The following is a 15,952-nucleotide window of genomic DNA, read 5'->3' on the forward strand; positions in this document are numbered from 1 at the left end:
GCACAGGCATGAGGCACGAGGAGCCCCTCGGCCCGGACGGCGGGATCGGGCCGGGGGACTGGAACTCGGGGCCCTGGGGGCCGGCCGAGGAGCCGCACAGGCCGGCTGAGGACGCCTCCGCGACGATCGCCGCCCTGCGCGAGGAGATCCGGCGTGCAGAACTCCGGCGTGCGGAGACCGGGCATGCGGACATCGGCCGCGAGGAGACAGCGCGGGCGGAGGCGGGTCAGCAGGCCGGCCGCGCCGGCCGCCGACGCCAGGGACGTGGCAGCAGGCGCGGAGACCGGGCACGCCTGGGGGAACCCGCGGCGCTGGGAGATTGGGCAGGCTCGGGGGAACCGGGCGCGCCGGAAGATCGGGCAGGCTCGGGAGAACGGGCAGGCTCAGGAGAACGGGCAGGTCCGGGAGAACCGGGCGCGCTAAGGGACTGGGCAGGCCAGGGGGAACCGGGCTCGCCGAGACGCCGGGGGAAGCGCAAGAGGTCCGGCGGGTGGCTTCCCGACGGGCCGGAGGAGGGCACCGCGGCGAGCGAGGGGCCGCCGGCCGACCCCGAGGCCGTGGCCAGAGCCATCTGCCTGCGACTGCTGACGATGGCGCCCAAGACCCGGGCTCAGCTCGCGGACGCCCTGCGCAAGCGGGAGGTGCCCGAGGAGGCGGCGAACGCCGTGCTTGAGCGGTTCTCCGAGGTCGGGCTCATCGACGACGAGGCGTTCGCCGCAGCGTGGGTGAGCTCACGGCACACGGGTCGCGGGCTGGCCCGCCGCGCGCTCGCCCAGGAACTGCGGCAGCGCGGCGTTGCCGAGGAGACGGTCAAGGACGCCGTCGGGCGGCTCGATCCGGACGAGGAGGCCGAGACCGCACGCAGGCTCGTGGATCGGAAGCTGGCCGCCACCCGCGGGGTGGAGCCGCAGGCGCGCATGCGGAGACTGGTCGGCATGCTGGCCCGCAAGGGCTATTCGCCGGGGCTTGCCTTCCGCGTGGTCCGAGAGGCGATCGAGGCCGAAGGCAGCCCGTCAGATGGGCTTCCGGACACCTTCGAGTGAGCTATAGCACCACGCAAAAGTCACTTGACAGGGCATCTTTGCTTGCTCGTTACCTCTCTGACGCTTAATCTCGACCGCAGTGAGGAGTTACTCCGCGCAGCGCGGATTGCCATAACGGTGTACCACGACGGACGAGAGACATTGACCGGCCTTCGGGCCATATCGGCCGCCCCTCGGGGCGTCCGGGCATTGCGACGATATTTGTCCTGGTGACGCCACCGGGCGCTGCCGTGCTGCGCGTGTGACCCCTGCCAAAAGTTGTCGTGAGGGGTGAGCGCGCATGGACACGATCGTGATCGTTCTTGCGGTTGCGGTAGTGCTGCTGGCTCTCGTGATGATCGCCGCCCTCGTCATAGTCATGCGCCGTACCGGCGTCGTTGCACCGTCCGGCCCCTCGCCCGAGCAGCTCGCAGAGGTGAAGGCCGAGGTCAACGAGGAACTCGAACGGGCCAGACGTGAGGCCGAGGAGATCCGCACGAAGGCGGAGCGTGACGCGGGGGAGATCCTCAAGAAGTCGGAGACATTCGCCGAGAGCGCAGCGCTGATGCGCAAGGAGGTCGAGGAGGAGTCGCGGATCCTCAAGACGGAGCTCAAGGAGTTGCGCTCCGACCTCGAACGCCGCGAGAACCGACTGGCCGAGCGCGAGCAGCGGCTCGACGAGGAGGCACGCAGGCAGACAGAGCGGGCCCGGAAGCTGGCCGAGACCGAGACCGAGCTGGCCGACCGCCGCGAGGAGCTGGAGCGGGTGGCCGAGCGGCGGCAGGAGATCCTGGAGCGGGTCGCCGGCCTGACGGCCGAGCAGGCCAAGTCGGAGCTGGTCAAGGAGATCGAGAACCAGGCCAAGCGCGAGGCCGCGCTGATCGTCCGGGAGATCGAGGGCGAGGCCCGGAAGGAGGGCGAGAAGCGCGCCTGCAAGATCGTGACGCTGGCCGTGCAGCGCGTCGCCACCGAGCAGACGGCCGAGTCGGTGGTGAGCGTCCTCCATCTGCCCGGCGACGAGATGAAGGGCCGCATCATCGGCCGGGAGGGCCGCAACATCAGGGCCTTCGAGTCCACCACCGGGGTCAATCTGATCATCGATGACACACCGGAGGCGGTGCTGCTGTCGTGTTTCGACCCCGTCCGGCGGGAGACGGCCAGGCTGACGCTGGAGAAGCTGGTCCTCGACGGCCGGATCCATCCGCAGCGCATCGAGGAGGCGTACGAGCGCAGCAAGGCCGAGGTTCGGGACCTGTGCGTGCGGGCGGGAGAGGACGCCCTGGTCGAGCTGGGCATCACCGAGATGCATCCCGAGCTGGTCACGCTGCTTGGCCAGCTCCGCTATCGCACCTCCTACGGCCAGAACGTGCTCAAGCACCTGATCGAGTCGGCGCACATCGCCGGAATCATGGCCTCCGAGCTGCGGCTCGACCGTGACCTCGTCAAGCGGTGCGCGCTTCTGCACGACATCGGCAAGGCGCTCACCCACGAGGTCGAGGGCAGCCACGCGATGATCGGCGCGGAGATCGCCCGGCGGTACGGCGAGCACGAGGACGTCGTCCACGCCATCGAGGCGCACCACAACGAGGTGGAGGTCAAGACCGTCGAGGCGGTGCTCACCCAGGCCGCGGACGCGATCAGCGGCAGCCGCCCCGGCGCCCGGCGCGAGTCCCTGGAGGCGTACGTCAAGCGGCTGGAGCGCCTGGAGGAGATCGCCCAGTCGTACGACGGCGTGGACAAGGTCTTCGCCATGCAGGCGGGCCGGGAGATCCGGGTGATGGTCCGGCCCGAGAACGTGGACGATATCCAGGCCCAGGTCATCGCCAGGGACGTCGCCAAGCAGGTCGAGGAGGAGCTGACCTACCCCGGCCAGATCCGGATCACCGTGGTCCGCGAGTCCCGCGCCACGGAGTTCGCCCGGTAAGCCTCATCCGGCAGGCCTCGCCCGGGAGCCTCATCCGGTAAGCCTCGCCCGGCCAAAGCCATCCGGCAAGCGTCGCTGGTGAGGCCTCATCCGGTAGGCGCCGCTCGTGAAGCCCACCGCTCGGTAAGCCTCGCTCGGCCGAGGCCATTCGGTAAGCGTCGCTGGTGAAGCCCCATCCGGTAAGCCGCCCGGTGCAACCCGCCCGGCAAGCGTCACCCCGCATAGCCTCGGCCCGCTCGTCTCACACCCCGAGGGCCCCGGCTCCTCATGACGAAGGGCCCCCGCCCACTGCTGGGCGGGGGCCCCGGTCGTGTGGGGACTCCCCCAGGGACGCCCCAGGGACGCCCCCCAGGGACGGCCCCGCAGGGACGCCCCCCGGGATGCTCCTGTGAGACGCCCCCGATCAGCTCAGGCCTTGAGGCTGAGCGCGTCGGCGAGGTCGTTGAGCGCCTTCGCCAGCGTCGCCTGCGCGCCGACGGAGGTGTCGAGCTGGTGGGAGACGGCCCGAAGCTGCGCCACTGCGGCGTTCTTCTGCGGCCCGTCCGTGAACCGCTCGGCCCGGTCGACGAACTTCCGCACGTTGTCGGCCGTGGCCTTCTTCAGGGTGCCGGTGCGCAGCGCCTGCGCGTAGTAGGCGCGCACCAGCGGGAAGCTCGCCGGCCATGTCACCCGGGGCTGCTGCTGGGTGTTGAACCGGTCGAAGGTGGCCGTGGCCGCCGCGTCGATCTCGGCCTGGTCCAGGTGCTCGCTCGGAGTCAGCGTGAACGCGTCGAACCCGCGGGCGATCTCGCTGCCGTAGACGTGGCCGTTGTAGTAGTACGCGGACCAGAAACCGCCGAGGAGAAGAGAGCTGTCGCTCACCGGACCCCGGTCGAAGTACGCGATCTCCTGCGGGTTGGCCGAGTCGGTGAAGTCGAACACCGAGACGCCGCCCTGATACCAGGCCTGGACCATGATGTCCCGGCCGGGCACCGGAACGAGCGACCCGTTGTGCGCGACGCAGTTCTCCTGGTTCGTCTGCGGTACGGGCAGCTTGTAGTAGCTGCGGAACTTCAGCTTGCCGTCGACGATGTCGAAGATGGCGTCCGCGCCCCACGACGGCTCGTCGGTGACGCGGCAGCGCGCCCCACTGCCGCCGCCCCACTCGTCCGTGAAGATGACCTTGGTCCCGTCGTTGTTGAACGTGGCCGAGTGCCAGTAGGCGAAGTTCGGGTCCGTCACCGCGTCGAGCCGCTTGGGGTTGGCCAGATGTCGATCAGGAGTCCGTTGCCCGCGCACGCCCCGGCCGCGAGGCCGATCTCCGGGTAGGCCGTGATGTCGTGGCAGTGGGTGGTGACGGGCGACGGCGACCAGGACGAGCCGGACGGGTGCCGCGGGGCCTGCGGGGCGTTCTGGAGACCGTTGATCGCTCCGGTCTCCGGGTCGGTGAACAGGCGCGGTGTGGAGACGATCGCCGCGTTCTGCGGGGCCGCCACCGGCACCTTGATGACCTCGATACGCCACTGGGCCGTGTTCGGGTCGGTCGCCGCGGTGTTGGCGCAGCCCGCGAGCTCGGAACCCGAACGGACGCTCGCCGTGCCCTGCACGTAGACGTACACGTTGTCCGGATCGTTCTTGCTGGTCACCAGGGTGTGCGTGTGCGAGCCGCGGCAGGTCTGCACGGCCGCCACCTGGACCGGCTTGCTGATGTCGCTCACGTCGAAGACCCGGACGCCGCGGAAGCGGTCCGGGTTCACCGTGCCGCTCGCGCCCTGCGTGCCGCAGTCGATCCGGCCCCGGGTCTCCTCGACCGACATGAACAGCAGGTTGCCGTACACCGACAGGTCGCCCTGGCCGCCCGGGCACACCACGGACGTGGCCAGGACCGGGTTGGTGGGTGTCGAGACGTCGTAGATGTTGAAACCGGTGAAGTTGCCGACGAACGCGTACTTGCCGCTGAAGGCCATGTCCGAGTTCGCGTACGACGTGTTGCCGGGGTTCGAGGCCTGGTAGAAGCCCTCAGGCTTGTCCCGGTGGGCCAGGAGCTCCAGCCCCTGGCTCGCCTGCTGGGCATCAAGCCATCCCGCTCCCAGCCCGGCTCGCGGATCGGCGTCGTCCGCCATGGCCGTGGCGGGCATGAGGCCCACCAGGACCGCCCCTACGGCGACGACTCCGATCTTCCTTAATCCAGCACGCCCCCAACGTGCTGCCGCACGGCTGATCCTCAAGGGTCGCACCCCTCCTTTTCTGGTCTTTCCGGCGTGACCCGATGCGCGTGCGACAGATCCCGGGGCCCGGCCCGACCCAAAAGATCTACGCGGCGTTTGGGGGACAGTAACTGAATATGGGGCGAATGTGCTATACCCCTTCACATCCTCCGGTTTGGCCGGTGTCCCCCCAACCGCCAATGAAGCGAGCGCAGGACATGATCTCCTCCACCTCCTCACGGCAGCTTCTCGCGCTCGCGCTCGCCGCCGCCGCGATCAGCGCCTGCACTGCCGAGACCGCCCCGCCTCCCAAGGTGAACGTCGTGCAGCCGGGCGCGCCGGGACAGGGCAGCAAGGTCCTGCCGGCCGACCAGGTGCCGAGCTCCGACGACAGGGAGTACACCGACGCCGACGTGCGGTTCATGCAGGGGATGATCCGGCATCACTCCCAGGCCCTGCGGATGACCGCGCTCGTCACCGGGCGCAGCGAGAGCAGTGAGCTCCCGCGCTTCGCCAAGCGGATCGAGATCTCCCAGCAGGACGAGATCGACCAGATGGTGCGCTGGCTCAGGGCCCGGCTCCAGCAGGTGCCGAGCGTGGGCTCCGGCGGGGGGCACGACCACGGCGGCGGGGAGCTCATGCCCGGCATGCTCAGTGAGGCGCAGTTCGCCGAACTGGAGCAGGCCACGGGGGAGCGGTTCGACCGGCTCTTCTACGAAGACATGATCCAGCACCACCTGGGAGCGCTGACCATGGTGGAGCGGCTCTTCGGCGACGGAGGAGGCGAGGAGTCAGAGATCAACCAGTTCGTCACCCATGTCGACGCGGACCAGCGCATCGAGATCGACCGGATGCGCACGCTTCTCGCCGAGACGAACGGGTGATCGGCCCCGCTCATCGGAAGATCTGCAGGTAGAACGACAGCTCGGCGGCGAGTGCCGCCGCCTTGGTCTCCAGCCGCCGGAACCCGTGGGCCTCGCCCTCGAACGTCAGATAGGTGCAGGGCACGCCGCGCGCCAGCAGGCGCTCGGCGAACGCCCGCGACTGGGTCGGCGGCACGACCGGGTCGGCGAGCCCCTGCATGAGGAGCATGGGGCAGTTCACCCGGTCGGCCCGGGCCAGCGGCTCGCGCTCGCCGTACCGGTCCTCGGGGCCGACCAGCCACTCCACATACCGCGACTCGAAGTCGTGGGTGGCCGCGACGAGCGGCCCGAGCGCGCTGACGCCCGCCACCGAGACACCGCCCGCGAAGACGTCCGACGCGCCGCAGGCGGCCATGACCGTCCACCCGCCCGCGCTCGCGCCGCGTACGGCGATCCTGGCGGGGTCGGCGAGGCCCTCGGCGACCAGCCACTTGGCCGCGGCGATCACGTCCTCCACGTCGGTCACGCCCCACCGGCCGCGCAGGCGCTCCCGGTAGGCCCGGCCGTACCCGCTGGATCCGCCGTAGTTCACGTCGATCACGCCGATGCCGCGGCTGGTGAAGAACGCCTTCTCCAGGCTGAGCTCGCTCGTCGCGTGCCCGGTCGGCCCGCCGTGCACGAAGACGACGTAGGGCACGCCGCCCTCGTCCGGCTGTTCCGGCGGATACAGGTACGCGTGGACGCGGACGTCGGGCCCGGCCACGAACTCCACGACATGGGGCGCGGGGAGGACGCCGGCGGGAACATCGTCGATCTCCCGGCGCAGTTCCTCGGACCGACCGGCCAGAGCGGCACGACCGGCCAGACCGGCGCCACCGGCCAGACCGGCACGAGGGGCACGAGCGGCGCCACCGGCGCGAGCGGCCAGAGCGGTGCCACCGGCCTGAGCGGCGTCACCGACGCCCTCGCGGGCACCCTCTCCATGCGCGTCACCCGCATCACTGGGGTCATCGGGGCCGCCGGCGGTGTCGATCCTTACGACCGAACGCGGCGCGCCCGACCGGTAGCCGAGGCCGACGAGCACGTCGCCGTCCGCGTGCAGCACCGGCGCCCACCCCTGGAAGGGGACGTCGATGTCGGCCAGCGTGCGCGTCTCCGGGTCGAGGACACCCAGGCGCAGGTCGCCGCGCCCGTGCAGCACGGCGAGCCGCCCGTCGCCCAGCACCGCGTACGGCAGGCCGCCGAGCTGCCACAGCGGGCCGGCGAACTCCTCCTCCGCCGGCCAGAGGGGCTCGCACGACGATCCGGAGATGCCGGCCCGGTAGAGGTTCCACCAGCCCGACCGGTCGGAGACCGCGTACAGGCGCCGCTCGTCGCACCACAGCGGCGCGAGGACCGACTCGGCGGGCGCGCCCAGCACCGTCCGCGTGGCGCCGTCGGACAGCCGCGTGACCCGCAGCTCGGTGCGGGTCCAGGGCATGTGCGGGTGGTTCCAGCAGATGTACGCGAGATGCCGGCCGTCGGGGGACGGCGTGGGAGAGGCGTAGAAGTCGCAGCCGGTGATCACCTCGGCGACCTCGCCGGTCCCGGTCGGCTCCACGGCCACGATCGAACGGGTGACCTTGGCGTCCTGGTGGTGGCGTTCCCGGACGCACCACACCCGCGGGCCGCCCGTACCACCCGCGCCGTCCTGGACCCGCAGGTCGGCGTAGCGCAGCGCGCCCGGCTCGTCGGGCTCCGGCGTGACCGGACGGGGCCGTTCCGCGCCCGGGCCCGGCTCGCCGCCGGCGGGGGGCCGGGCGAGATAGAGCCGCTGGTCGGTGTGGTGCGCGAAGACGATCCCGTGGCCGGGGACGACGGCATAGGACCGGCCGCCGTACTCGTGGACGCGCGTACGGGCGTCCCAGGGCGCGGGAAGCAGGTCGGTGAGGGAGCCGTCGGCGGCCCGGTGGACGACCGTACGGCGGCCGCCCTCGGCGGGGCGGTCCTCCTCCCACCAGGTCTCCCCGCCCAGCACGGTCGGGAAGCCGAGCCGCAGACCGGCGCGTGCCACGTCGGCGGTGGAGATGGACGACGGCCGTGGCGAGAACGGCCTCGGGCCGGGCGTGGGGGGCATGACCGCATCCTGCCGGACGGGCCCGCTCCTGGGGGTGCAAATGCTGCAACGATCAGTCGAGGGACGGGGGAGTGGTGTAGCGAGTGGCGAGCGCGCCCAGCTGGTCGATGACCGTCCGCTTCCAGGTGCCGTCCTCGAACATCCGGCGCAGCGCCTCCTCGACCTGGTCGCGCAGCGCGGCCGTCCCGGTGGCGATGCGGTACTTCTCGGTGGCCAGGGACCTGCCGCTGAAGCGGAACCTGCCGGGATACTGCGCCGACAGCCCGGCGAGCACGGGGGCGTCGGCCACGATCGCGTCGGTCCTGCCGGAGGCCAGCAGCGGCGCGCAGGCCGCGGGCAGGTTCGCCTCGGCGAGGAACACCTGCCGCCAGCGGGTGCCGAACCGCTTCACGAGCGGCTCGGCGGACTCACGGGTGGCGCAGACGCGTTTGCGGGCGAGGTCGCGGGGGCGGCGGATGGACAGGTCGCCGGCCCGGACGAGGACGTCGGTGCTGGTGACGAGGTAGGGGCCGGCGACATACCGGGAGCCCGGCGGGCCGGTCGCGCCGACGACGAGGTCGGCTCGCGCGGTGTCGAGCGTGTAGACGACCTGGTCGTCGCGATAGCCGAGCGCGCGGGCGACGTACTGCGCGACCTCGATGTCGAAGCCGCTGTAGCGCCCGTCGGGGAGCCGGGTGACCAGGCCCGGCTGCCCGGGACGCACGCCGACCACCAGCGTGCCGGCGTTCCCGCATCCACCGGACAGGAACGCGGCCGCCAGGACGCCGACCACGGCAACGCCACGCCACACGCGCTCAATATCGAGGTCGCGCCCGTCCCCTCGCCAGCAGCGACACGGCAAAGCTCCCTTTACCCGAGCTACCCGAGGCCCCTGCAGGTCAGCGCATCAGCGCGACCTCGCCGCCCGCCGCCGCCTCGGCGGCGGCCGGGTCGGCCGCGACCTTGCGGCTGCGCCTGCTGCGCCGTTCCAGCCAGTTGGCGAGATAGCCCAGCGCCAGGTTGATCGCGATGTAGACGGCCGCGATGACGATGACCGAGGGGATCAGGTTGGCGTAGTTGGCCGGCACCACGCGGGCGCCCGCGTTCAGCAGGTCGGCGTACGCCACGACGAACCCGAGCGCGGTGTCCTTGAGCAGCACCACGAGCTGGCTGACGATCGCGGGCATCATCGCGGTCACCGCCTGCGGCAGCAGGATCAGCCGCATCACCTGGTTCTTGCGCAGGCCGATCGCGGATCCCGCCTCGGCCTGGCCGCGCGGCACGGCGAGGATGCCCGCGCGCACGATCTCCGCGAGGACCGACCCGTTGTAGACCGTGAGGCCGAAGACCACGGCCGCGAACTCGGTCACGACCAGCCCGGCCAGGCTCCCGCCGTACTGGGCGAAGAAGATCAGCATGAGCACCGGGACCGCGCGGAAGGCCTCGACGACCACCGCGGCCGGGATCCGCACCCAGCGGTGGTCCGACAGGCGGGCGATGCCGAACACGGCCCCGAACAGCAGCGCGAGCACCGCGGCGACCGCGGCGGCGACCAGCGTGTTGAGCAGCCCGGGCAGGATCAGCTCGGTCCAGGTGTCGGCCCGCAGGAACGGCTGCCACAGCTTGCCGTCCCACTGGCCCTTCTCGTCGAACTTCGTCCAGACGAAGTACGCGACCAGCAGCAGGACGACGCCGAACGCGAGGGTCAGCGCGTTGTTGCGCAGGCGGGCGCGCGGGCCCGGGACGTCGTAGAGGACGGAGGCGCCGCGCTCGGTCATCGGACCACCGCCAGGCGCCGGGCCAGCCGGCCGGACAGCAGGTTCAGGGGAAGGGTCAGCACGACGAACCCGGCGGCGAAGCCGAGGAAGATGGGAATGATCGCGTCTCCGTGGGCGTCGAACAGGTTCTTCATCCGCAGCGCCGCCTCCATGACGCCGATCGCGGCCGCGACCGTCGTGTTCTTGACCAGCGCGTTCAGCAGGCTCCCGAGCGGCGCGATGACCGTGCGCACCGCCTGGGGAAGGATCACCAGGCGGAGCGTCTGCAGGAACGTCAGCCCGATCGCCCGGGCCGCCTCGGCCTGCCCGATCGGCACGGTGTTGATCCCGGACCTCACGACCTCGCACACGAAGGCGGAGGTGTAGGCGGACAACCCGATGATCGACAGCCAGAAGCTGTTGAGCGACAGGTCGTCCCGGGAGAACTGGACGCTCATCACCGTGCCCAGGCCGAGACCGCAGAACACGATGATCAGTGTGAGGGGCGTGTTGCGGAGCACGTTGACGTACACCGCGCCCGCCCCTCGCAGCACCGGCAGCGGACTGACGCGCATGGCCGCCAGCACGATCCCCCAGATCAGCGAGATCACCCCGCTGACCACCGTGAGCTTCACCGTCAGCCAGAACGCGCCGAGGATGACGGGAAGCTCGTCGACGACGGCCTCCACCGCCGGCCTCCTCTCAGTGCCGCTTCCGCGCCGTCCTAGTACCGCTCGACGGACGGCGGCGTGGTGAAGTACTTGCCGAACTCGCCGAGGTTGGCGTCGAGAGCCTTGCGCCAGCTGCCGTCGTTGAAGAACTTCTCGATGGCGTTGTTGATCGCGTCACGGCCGGCCTTGTCGTCCATCTTGATGCCGATGCCGTACTTCTCCTCGCTGAAAGGCTGGCCGATCAGCTTGAACTTGCCGGGGAACTGGGCGGCGAACCCCGCGAGGATCGTCGCGTCCGTGGAGATCGCGTCGACCTGCTTGTTCTCCAGCAGCGGCAGGCACGCGCCGTACCCCTGCTGCTGGGTGAGGTTCTTGGACTCCCACTCGGGCCCGAACTTGTCGGCGAGGCGCTTCGGCGACGACGAGCCCTGCGCGCCGCAGACCTTCTTGTCCTTGAGGGAGTCGACCCCGGTGATCGAGGTGTCGTCGGTGCGGACGAGGATGTCCTGCCCGGTGATCAGGTAGGGCCCGGCGAAGGAGATCTTCTTCTTGCGCTCGTCGGTGATGGAGTAGGTCGCCACGACCATGTCCACCTGGCCCTGCTGGATGAACGGCTCACGGTTGGCCGACTGGGCCTCCTTGAACGTGATCCCGCTCTCCGGCACGCCGAGTTCCTTGGCGACGTACCTCGCCACGTCGACGTCGAACCCGCCGTAGCTGCCGTCGGGCTTCTTCAGCCCCCATCCCGGCTGGTCGATCTTGACGCCGATCACGAGCTTCTTGTCGTTCTTGGCCTTGTCGACGATCGAGTCCGCACCGGAGTTGCCGCAGGCAGTCAGGCCGGTGGCCAGGGCGGCCAGCGCGAGCAGGCCGGCTCCGAATCGCATCCGCGTCACCTTTCGCTTCTTGTGGAGCTTCGTTGTGAGCTGGGATCAGTGAGTGAGGATCTTGGAGAGGAAGTCGCGGGCGCGCTCGGTGCTCGGCTGGGTGAAGAACTCCGAGGGCGACCCCTCCTCGACGACCTGTCCGTCGGCCATGAAGACGATGCGGTTGGCCGCCCGGCGGGCGAAGCCCATCTCGTGGGTGACGACCACCATCGTCATGCCGTCTCTGGCCAGGCCGGTCATCACGTCGAGCACCTCCTGGACCATCTCGGGGTCGAGGGCCGAGGTGGGCTCGTCGAAAAGGATCATTTTGGGGTCCATGGCCAGCGCGCGGGCGATGGCCGCGCGCTGCTGCTGGCCGCCGGACAACTGGGCGGGATACTTCTCCGCCTGCGTGGCGATGCCGACCCGTTCGAGCAGTTCCATGCCCCGCTGCTCGGCCTGCTGCCGGGAGACCTTCCGCACCCTGGTCGGGCCGAGCGTGACGTTCTCCAGGATCGTCTTGTGCGAGAAGAGGTTGAAGGACTGGAACACCATCCCGACCTCGGACCGCAGACGGGCCAGAGCACGGCCCTCCGCGGGCAGCTCCCGCCCGTCGAAGACGATGGTCCCGGTGTCGATCGTCTCCAGCCGGTTGATCACCCGGCACAGCGTGGACTTGCCGCTGCCGGAGGGGCCGATGACGACGACCACCTCGCCCCGGCCCACGCTCAGGTCGATGTCCCTGAGCACGTGCAGGGGACCGAAATGCTTGTTGACTCCCTCCAGCCTGACAAGCGGGTCGGAACCACTGATCTCCGTCATGGTCAACAACGTAGGGGGGTCAATGCTGCCGAGTCACTAACGGGCCGGTACCGAATAGATCACATCCCGGCTGCTCAGGACATCACTCCCGGTTTGTCCGTACGGCCCGCCCCATGCGGCCCGGGACGCGGTCCCGGTTGGCTCCTGCCGATCTCTCACGTGTAGGAGTGCGGATGCTGAAAAATCCGGATCTGTTTCGGAAGACCGTCGCGGCGGCGGCCATGCTGGTGTGGCCCGTCCTGCTCGGCCTGGCCTTCCTGACCTCGCCGCCGGGCACCGAGCACGATCCCGCGGTGTTCCGCGCCGGCCCGGTGCAGGTGCAGGCCAGCGCGCTGCTGTTCCTGTGGGCGACCGCCTGCCTGGTGCCGGTGATCCTCGGGCTCGCCCACCTCCTCCGCTCGCGGGCGCCGCGCACCGGCAACATCGGGGCGGCCGTCGCCCTGACCGGCGCGGTCACCGCCACCAGCCTGTTCATGACCGACTTCTACGACCTGGCGCTGGCGCTCACCCTTCCGGACGCCCCGGCGGCCCGGGTGACCGAGGCGGCCGGCGCGCTCGGCGGCTTCGTGTACGGCATCCTCCTGCCGGGCTTCCTCCTCCACGTGGGCCTGCTGGTGCTCCTGGCGGGCCTGGCGGCGGTGCGGCGGGCGCCGTGGTGGGTCCCGGTGGCGGCGCTCGCGGGGACCTGCGGGCCGTTCCTCACGATGGGGCATCCGTCGGCGGTGCAGGCCATCGGGTCGCTGTTCCACCTCGCGGCGTTCGGCACGGTCGCGCTGAAGGTCCTGCGGATGCCCGTGGACGACTGGCGGGCCGCCTGAGCGTCCGCGGCTCGCCCGTCCCTCCGCTGATGGGCCCGACTCCCATTATGGGCCCGACTCCCTGACCCGCATGATCGCCTCGGCCCGATCGGCCACGCGCAGCTTCGTGAAGATGCTGGACACGTGGTTGCGCACGGTCTTCTGGCTCAGCCCGAGGCGGGCCGCGATCTGGACGTTCGTCAGATGGCCGGCGACCAGGCCCAGGATCTCGCGTTCCCGCGGGGTGAGCTCGGGAAAGCTCGGCTCCGGCTTCCGGCCGAGATCGGAGAAGTAGCCCATCAGCCGCCCGGCGAGGGCGGGGCCGAAGATCGCCTCGCCCTCGGCCACGGCCCGGATCGCACGCACGAGATCGGCCCGCCGCGCGCCCTTGAGCACGTATCCGCGCGCCCCCGCCCGCAGCGCCGCGAAGACCGCGTCGTCGTCGTCCGCCATGCTGAGCACCAGGACCCGCACGTGCGGGTTGTCCCTCGTGATGCGCTCGGTCGCGGCCACCCCGCCCATGCCGGGCATGGCGAGGTCCATCAGCACGACGTCGGGCTGCACGCGGGGGAGGAGGGCGAGGGCCTGCTCGCCGCTTGCCGCCTCGTCGGCGACCTCCAGCTCCTCCACCGGCCGCAGGAGTGCGCGCAGCCCCGCCCGGAAGGCCGCGTGGTCGTCAACCAGCAGCACGCGGATCGGCTCCATCGCCCGCCTCCCGTCTCGTGTCCTGCGCTGTGCCCCGCGTTGTGTCCGGGGCTGTGTCCTGCGCTGTGTCCGGGGCTGTGTCCTGCGCTGTGTCCTGCGCTGTGTCCGGCGCTGTGGTCCGCGCCGGGAGGCGGGCCAGCACCCGCGTCCCGCCACCGGGTCGCGGGCCGATCGCGCAGGTGCCCCCGAGCTCGGCCGCCCGCTCGCGCATCGACGCCGTGCCGACCCCGCTCCCGCCACCGTCCGCGTACGGCTCGCCGTCCGCGTGCGGCCGGCCGCCCTCGTCGGCGACCTCCACTTCGAGCGCACCCGCGTGAGCCCCGCCGGTCATGCCGAGCCGGACGCGCACCCGCCCTGCCCCGGCGTGGCGGCGCGCGTTCGCCAGCGCCTCGGCCGCTATCCGGTACGCCGCCACCTCGACGGCCGCGGGCAGCGCCGGGAGTGATCCGTCGATCTCGACGTCGATCTCGACGCCGGGCAGCCGGGCCGCGTGCGACCTGATCGCCCCGGCCAGGCCCAGCGTGTCGAGCGCCGGTGGCCGCAGCCCCTCCACCAGCGTCCGTACGTCGGCCATCGCCGTGCGGGCGTCCGTCATGATCTCCTCGAGCATTGCCAGGGCGTCCGGGTCCCGCCCCATGTCCTGCAGCATGTCCTGCACCGCCTCCGCCCGCATCGTCAGCGCGGCCAGCGTCGGCCCGAGGCCGTCGTGCAGGTCGCGCCGCAGCCGCCGCCGCTCCTCCTCGCGGGCCGTCACCAGCCGTTCACGCGAACGCTGCAGGTCCGCCGACAGCCGCACCGCGTGCACGGCGATGCCCGTCTGCCGGGCGAGGTCGGCGAGGACCCGGCGGTCTCTCGCGCCGAGCCCGGTCTCGCCCGGGCGCGGAGACAGGACCAGGTCGCCCACCGGCTCGCCCCGGTGCACGAGCGGCAGCCGCAGGGCGCCGGGGGAGGCCACGCCGTACGCGTGGGTCGGCCCTCCGGCGACCTCGACCGCGACGTGCGGCAGGCGCAGCGCCTCCGCCACCGACCGGGCCGCCGCGGCCAGCACCGCACCCGGCTCCGCCGCCTCCTCCAACCGCCTGCCCAGCAGGGCCAGCGCCGCGTACGGATCGTCGCGCCTGCCGTACATGACCAGGTTGACGGCGCGTTGCAGCCGCTCGCGCAGCGGCGCGAAGACGAGGGCCACCACCCCGGCGGCGGCCACCGACACCGGCAGCCCGTCCGCCGCGCGGAACACGGCGCCGAGATAGGTGACCACGAGCACGTAACCGCCGAACACGCACGCCGACAGCAGCACGTAGACGAGCGTGCGGTTGATGACGAGGTCGATGTCGAACAGGCCGTGCCGCAGCACCGCCACCGCGGCGGCGGCCGGAAGCAGGCAGGCCGCGAATGTTCCCATAACCTCCCAGAACGGGCTGGTGATGGGCCAAATGGAGCGCGGGTCGCCGTCCGACAACCCCGCGGCCACCCGTCCGGCCACGATCAGCCCGGCGAGGCCTGCGGCGTACCCGAGCCACTTGAGCTGGACCCGCTCGTCGGCGTCGCCGCGCCCGGCCCGGCGTACGAGCCCGGCCGCGCCCGTCACGAACAGGGCGCCCATGAGCCCGGTCGTCAGCGGCTCGACGAACGGGGAGACGACGGCGAGCGCGGGCACCCCGAGGGGGTTGGGCAGCGGTGTGCCCCACCCGAGCTGGTGGCTGGGGCCGGGCAGCAGGGCGCTCAGCGCGGTCGTCACGGCGGCGACCGCGGCGAGCGCCCACAGTGCCGCCCGCCATCCGGGCGAGGCCGGCCGCCCCGACGGGAAGAACGCGGGCACCGCGGCGACCGACAGGTTGGCGGGGACCCACAGCCACGTCTGCGGCCAGGACATCGGCGTCGCGAACGGCAGCCCGGCCAGGGCATAGTGCCCGGTCGCGTCCAGCAGCGCGAAGCACAGGCCGCAGGTCGCCATCAGCCATCCGACGGCGTTGCCCGGGCGTTCCACGGTGATCAGGCCGCCGACCAGCGCGCAGACGGCGACGAACAGGAGGTGGCTCTGGGCGAACAGCCCGGCGCCGTTGCGGTGTCCGAACACCAGGGCCGCGACGACCAGGAGCAGGCTGAGCACGCAGACCGCCCACGCCGTACGCCGCACTGCCCGCCTCCTTCGCGCCTCGGGCGCGACCGCCGAGTCGGGCTCAGGCTAGCGACCGATATGCCCAGACGAACAGGACGATGTCCCAGGACGTCCGGGTCGTCGCG

At 71.5% G+C, this 15,952-nt stretch carries 14 protein-coding genes; 4 read left to right on the forward strand and 10 right to left on the reverse strand.

Annotated elements, in window-relative coordinates:
• The first annotated feature begins 8 nt into the window (after positions 1-8).
• Together recX and rny are read left to right on the forward strand one after the other, a co-directional pair.
• Positions 9-1,043 (forward strand): recombination regulator RecX, encoded by a 1,035-nt coding sequence (gene recX / locus ACIBK1_RS28315; protein WP_396738761.1) that lies wholly within the window; start codon positions 9-11, stop codon positions 1,041-1,043.
• A 280-nt stretch (positions 1,044-1,323) separates the two neighbouring features.
• Positions 1,324-2,946, forward strand: a complete 1,623-nt coding sequence (gene rny / locus ACIBK1_RS28320; RefSeq protein ID WP_030506472.1) for a ribonuclease Y — start codon at positions 1,324-1,326, stop codon at positions 2,944-2,946.
• 408 nt (positions 2,947-3,354) lie between these two features.
• Here rny and ACIBK1_RS28325 read toward each other — a convergent pair whose 3' ends face one another.
• Positions 3,355-4,167, reverse strand: a complete 813-nt coding sequence (locus ACIBK1_RS28325; protein WP_396738763.1) for an LVIVD repeat-containing protein — start codon at positions 4,165-4,167, stop codon at positions 3,355-3,357.
• The gene (locus tag ACIBK1_RS28330; protein WP_396738765.1) at positions 4,164-5,063 is read right to left on the reverse strand and encodes a hypothetical protein; all 900 of its coding nucleotides are present in this window, start codon (positions 5,061-5,063) and stop codon (positions 4,164-4,166) included. Before ACIBK1_RS28330 ends, ACIBK1_RS28325 begins: the two co-directional genes overlap by 4 nt.
• Before the next feature lie 287 nt (positions 5,064-5,350).
• Between ACIBK1_RS28330 and ACIBK1_RS28335 the strand changes: the two genes are divergently transcribed.
• Positions 5,351-6,016, forward strand: coding sequence for a DUF305 domain-containing protein (locus ACIBK1_RS28335; protein WP_396738767.1), 666 nt, complete (start codon positions 5,351-5,353; stop codon positions 6,014-6,016).
• Positions 6,017-6,026: 10 nt separating this feature from the next.
• Here the strand turns inward: ACIBK1_RS28335 and ACIBK1_RS28340 are convergent, their stop codons facing one another.
• The 6 genes from ACIBK1_RS28340 to ACIBK1_RS28365 form a co-directional block, all read right to left on the reverse strand.
• Complete coding sequence (locus tag ACIBK1_RS28340) at positions 6,027-8,111, reverse strand: S9 family peptidase (protein WP_396738769.1); 2,085 nt, start codon at positions 8,109-8,111, stop codon at positions 6,027-6,029.
• 52 nt (positions 8,112-8,163) lie between these two features.
• A complete protein-coding gene (locus tag ACIBK1_RS28345; protein WP_159454829.1) occupies positions 8,164-8,901 on the reverse strand; it encodes a transporter substrate-binding domain-containing protein in 738 nt (245 codons plus the stop codon).
• 88 nt (positions 8,902-8,989) lie between these two features.
• Positions 8,990-9,868: an amino acid ABC transporter permease gene (locus ACIBK1_RS28350; RefSeq protein WP_036405316.1), complete on the reverse strand. Its 879-nt coding sequence runs from the start codon at positions 9,866-9,868 to the stop codon at positions 8,990-8,992.
• Positions 9,865-10,536, reverse strand: coding sequence for an amino acid ABC transporter permease (locus ACIBK1_RS28355; RefSeq protein WP_030506466.1), 672 nt, complete (start codon positions 10,534-10,536; stop codon positions 9,865-9,867). The genes ACIBK1_RS28350 and ACIBK1_RS28355 overlap by 4 nt, the downstream gene beginning before the upstream one ends.
• Positions 10,537-10,571: 35 nt before the next feature.
• The gene (locus tag ACIBK1_RS28360; RefSeq protein ID WP_030506465.1) at positions 10,572-11,405 is read right to left on the reverse strand and encodes a glutamate ABC transporter substrate-binding protein; all 834 of its coding nucleotides are present in this window, start codon (positions 11,403-11,405) and stop codon (positions 10,572-10,574) included.
• Between the two features lie 45 nt (positions 11,406-11,450).
• The gene (locus ACIBK1_RS28365) at positions 11,451-12,206 is read right to left on the reverse strand and encodes an amino acid ABC transporter ATP-binding protein (protein WP_030506464.1); all 756 of its coding nucleotides are present in this window, start codon (positions 12,204-12,206) and stop codon (positions 11,451-11,453) included.
• 173 nt (positions 12,207-12,379) lie between these two features.
• On the opposite strand from ACIBK1_RS28365, the gene ACIBK1_RS28370 reads away from it, so the two are divergent.
• Complete coding sequence (locus ACIBK1_RS28370; protein WP_396738771.1) at positions 12,380-13,024, forward strand: hypothetical protein; 645 nt, start codon at positions 12,380-12,382, stop codon at positions 13,022-13,024.
• A gap of 45 nt (positions 13,025-13,069) precedes the next feature.
• Here ACIBK1_RS28370 and ACIBK1_RS28375 read toward each other — a convergent pair whose 3' ends face one another.
• Complete coding sequence (locus ACIBK1_RS28375) at positions 13,070-13,708, reverse strand: response regulator (RefSeq protein WP_396738773.1); 639 nt, start codon at positions 13,706-13,708, stop codon at positions 13,070-13,072.
• Positions 13,680-15,845 (reverse strand): sensor histidine kinase, encoded by a 2,166-nt coding sequence (locus tag ACIBK1_RS28380; protein WP_396738775.1) that lies wholly within the window; start codon positions 15,843-15,845, stop codon positions 13,680-13,682. Before ACIBK1_RS28380 ends, ACIBK1_RS28375 begins: the two co-directional genes overlap by 29 nt.
• Positions 15,846-15,952: the final 107 nt, after the last annotated feature.

The sequence above is a fragment of the Microbispora rosea genome, from assembly GCF_044460045.1.
Classification (GTDB): Bacteria; Actinomycetota; Actinomycetes; order Streptosporangiales; family Streptosporangiaceae; genus Microbispora; species Microbispora rosea.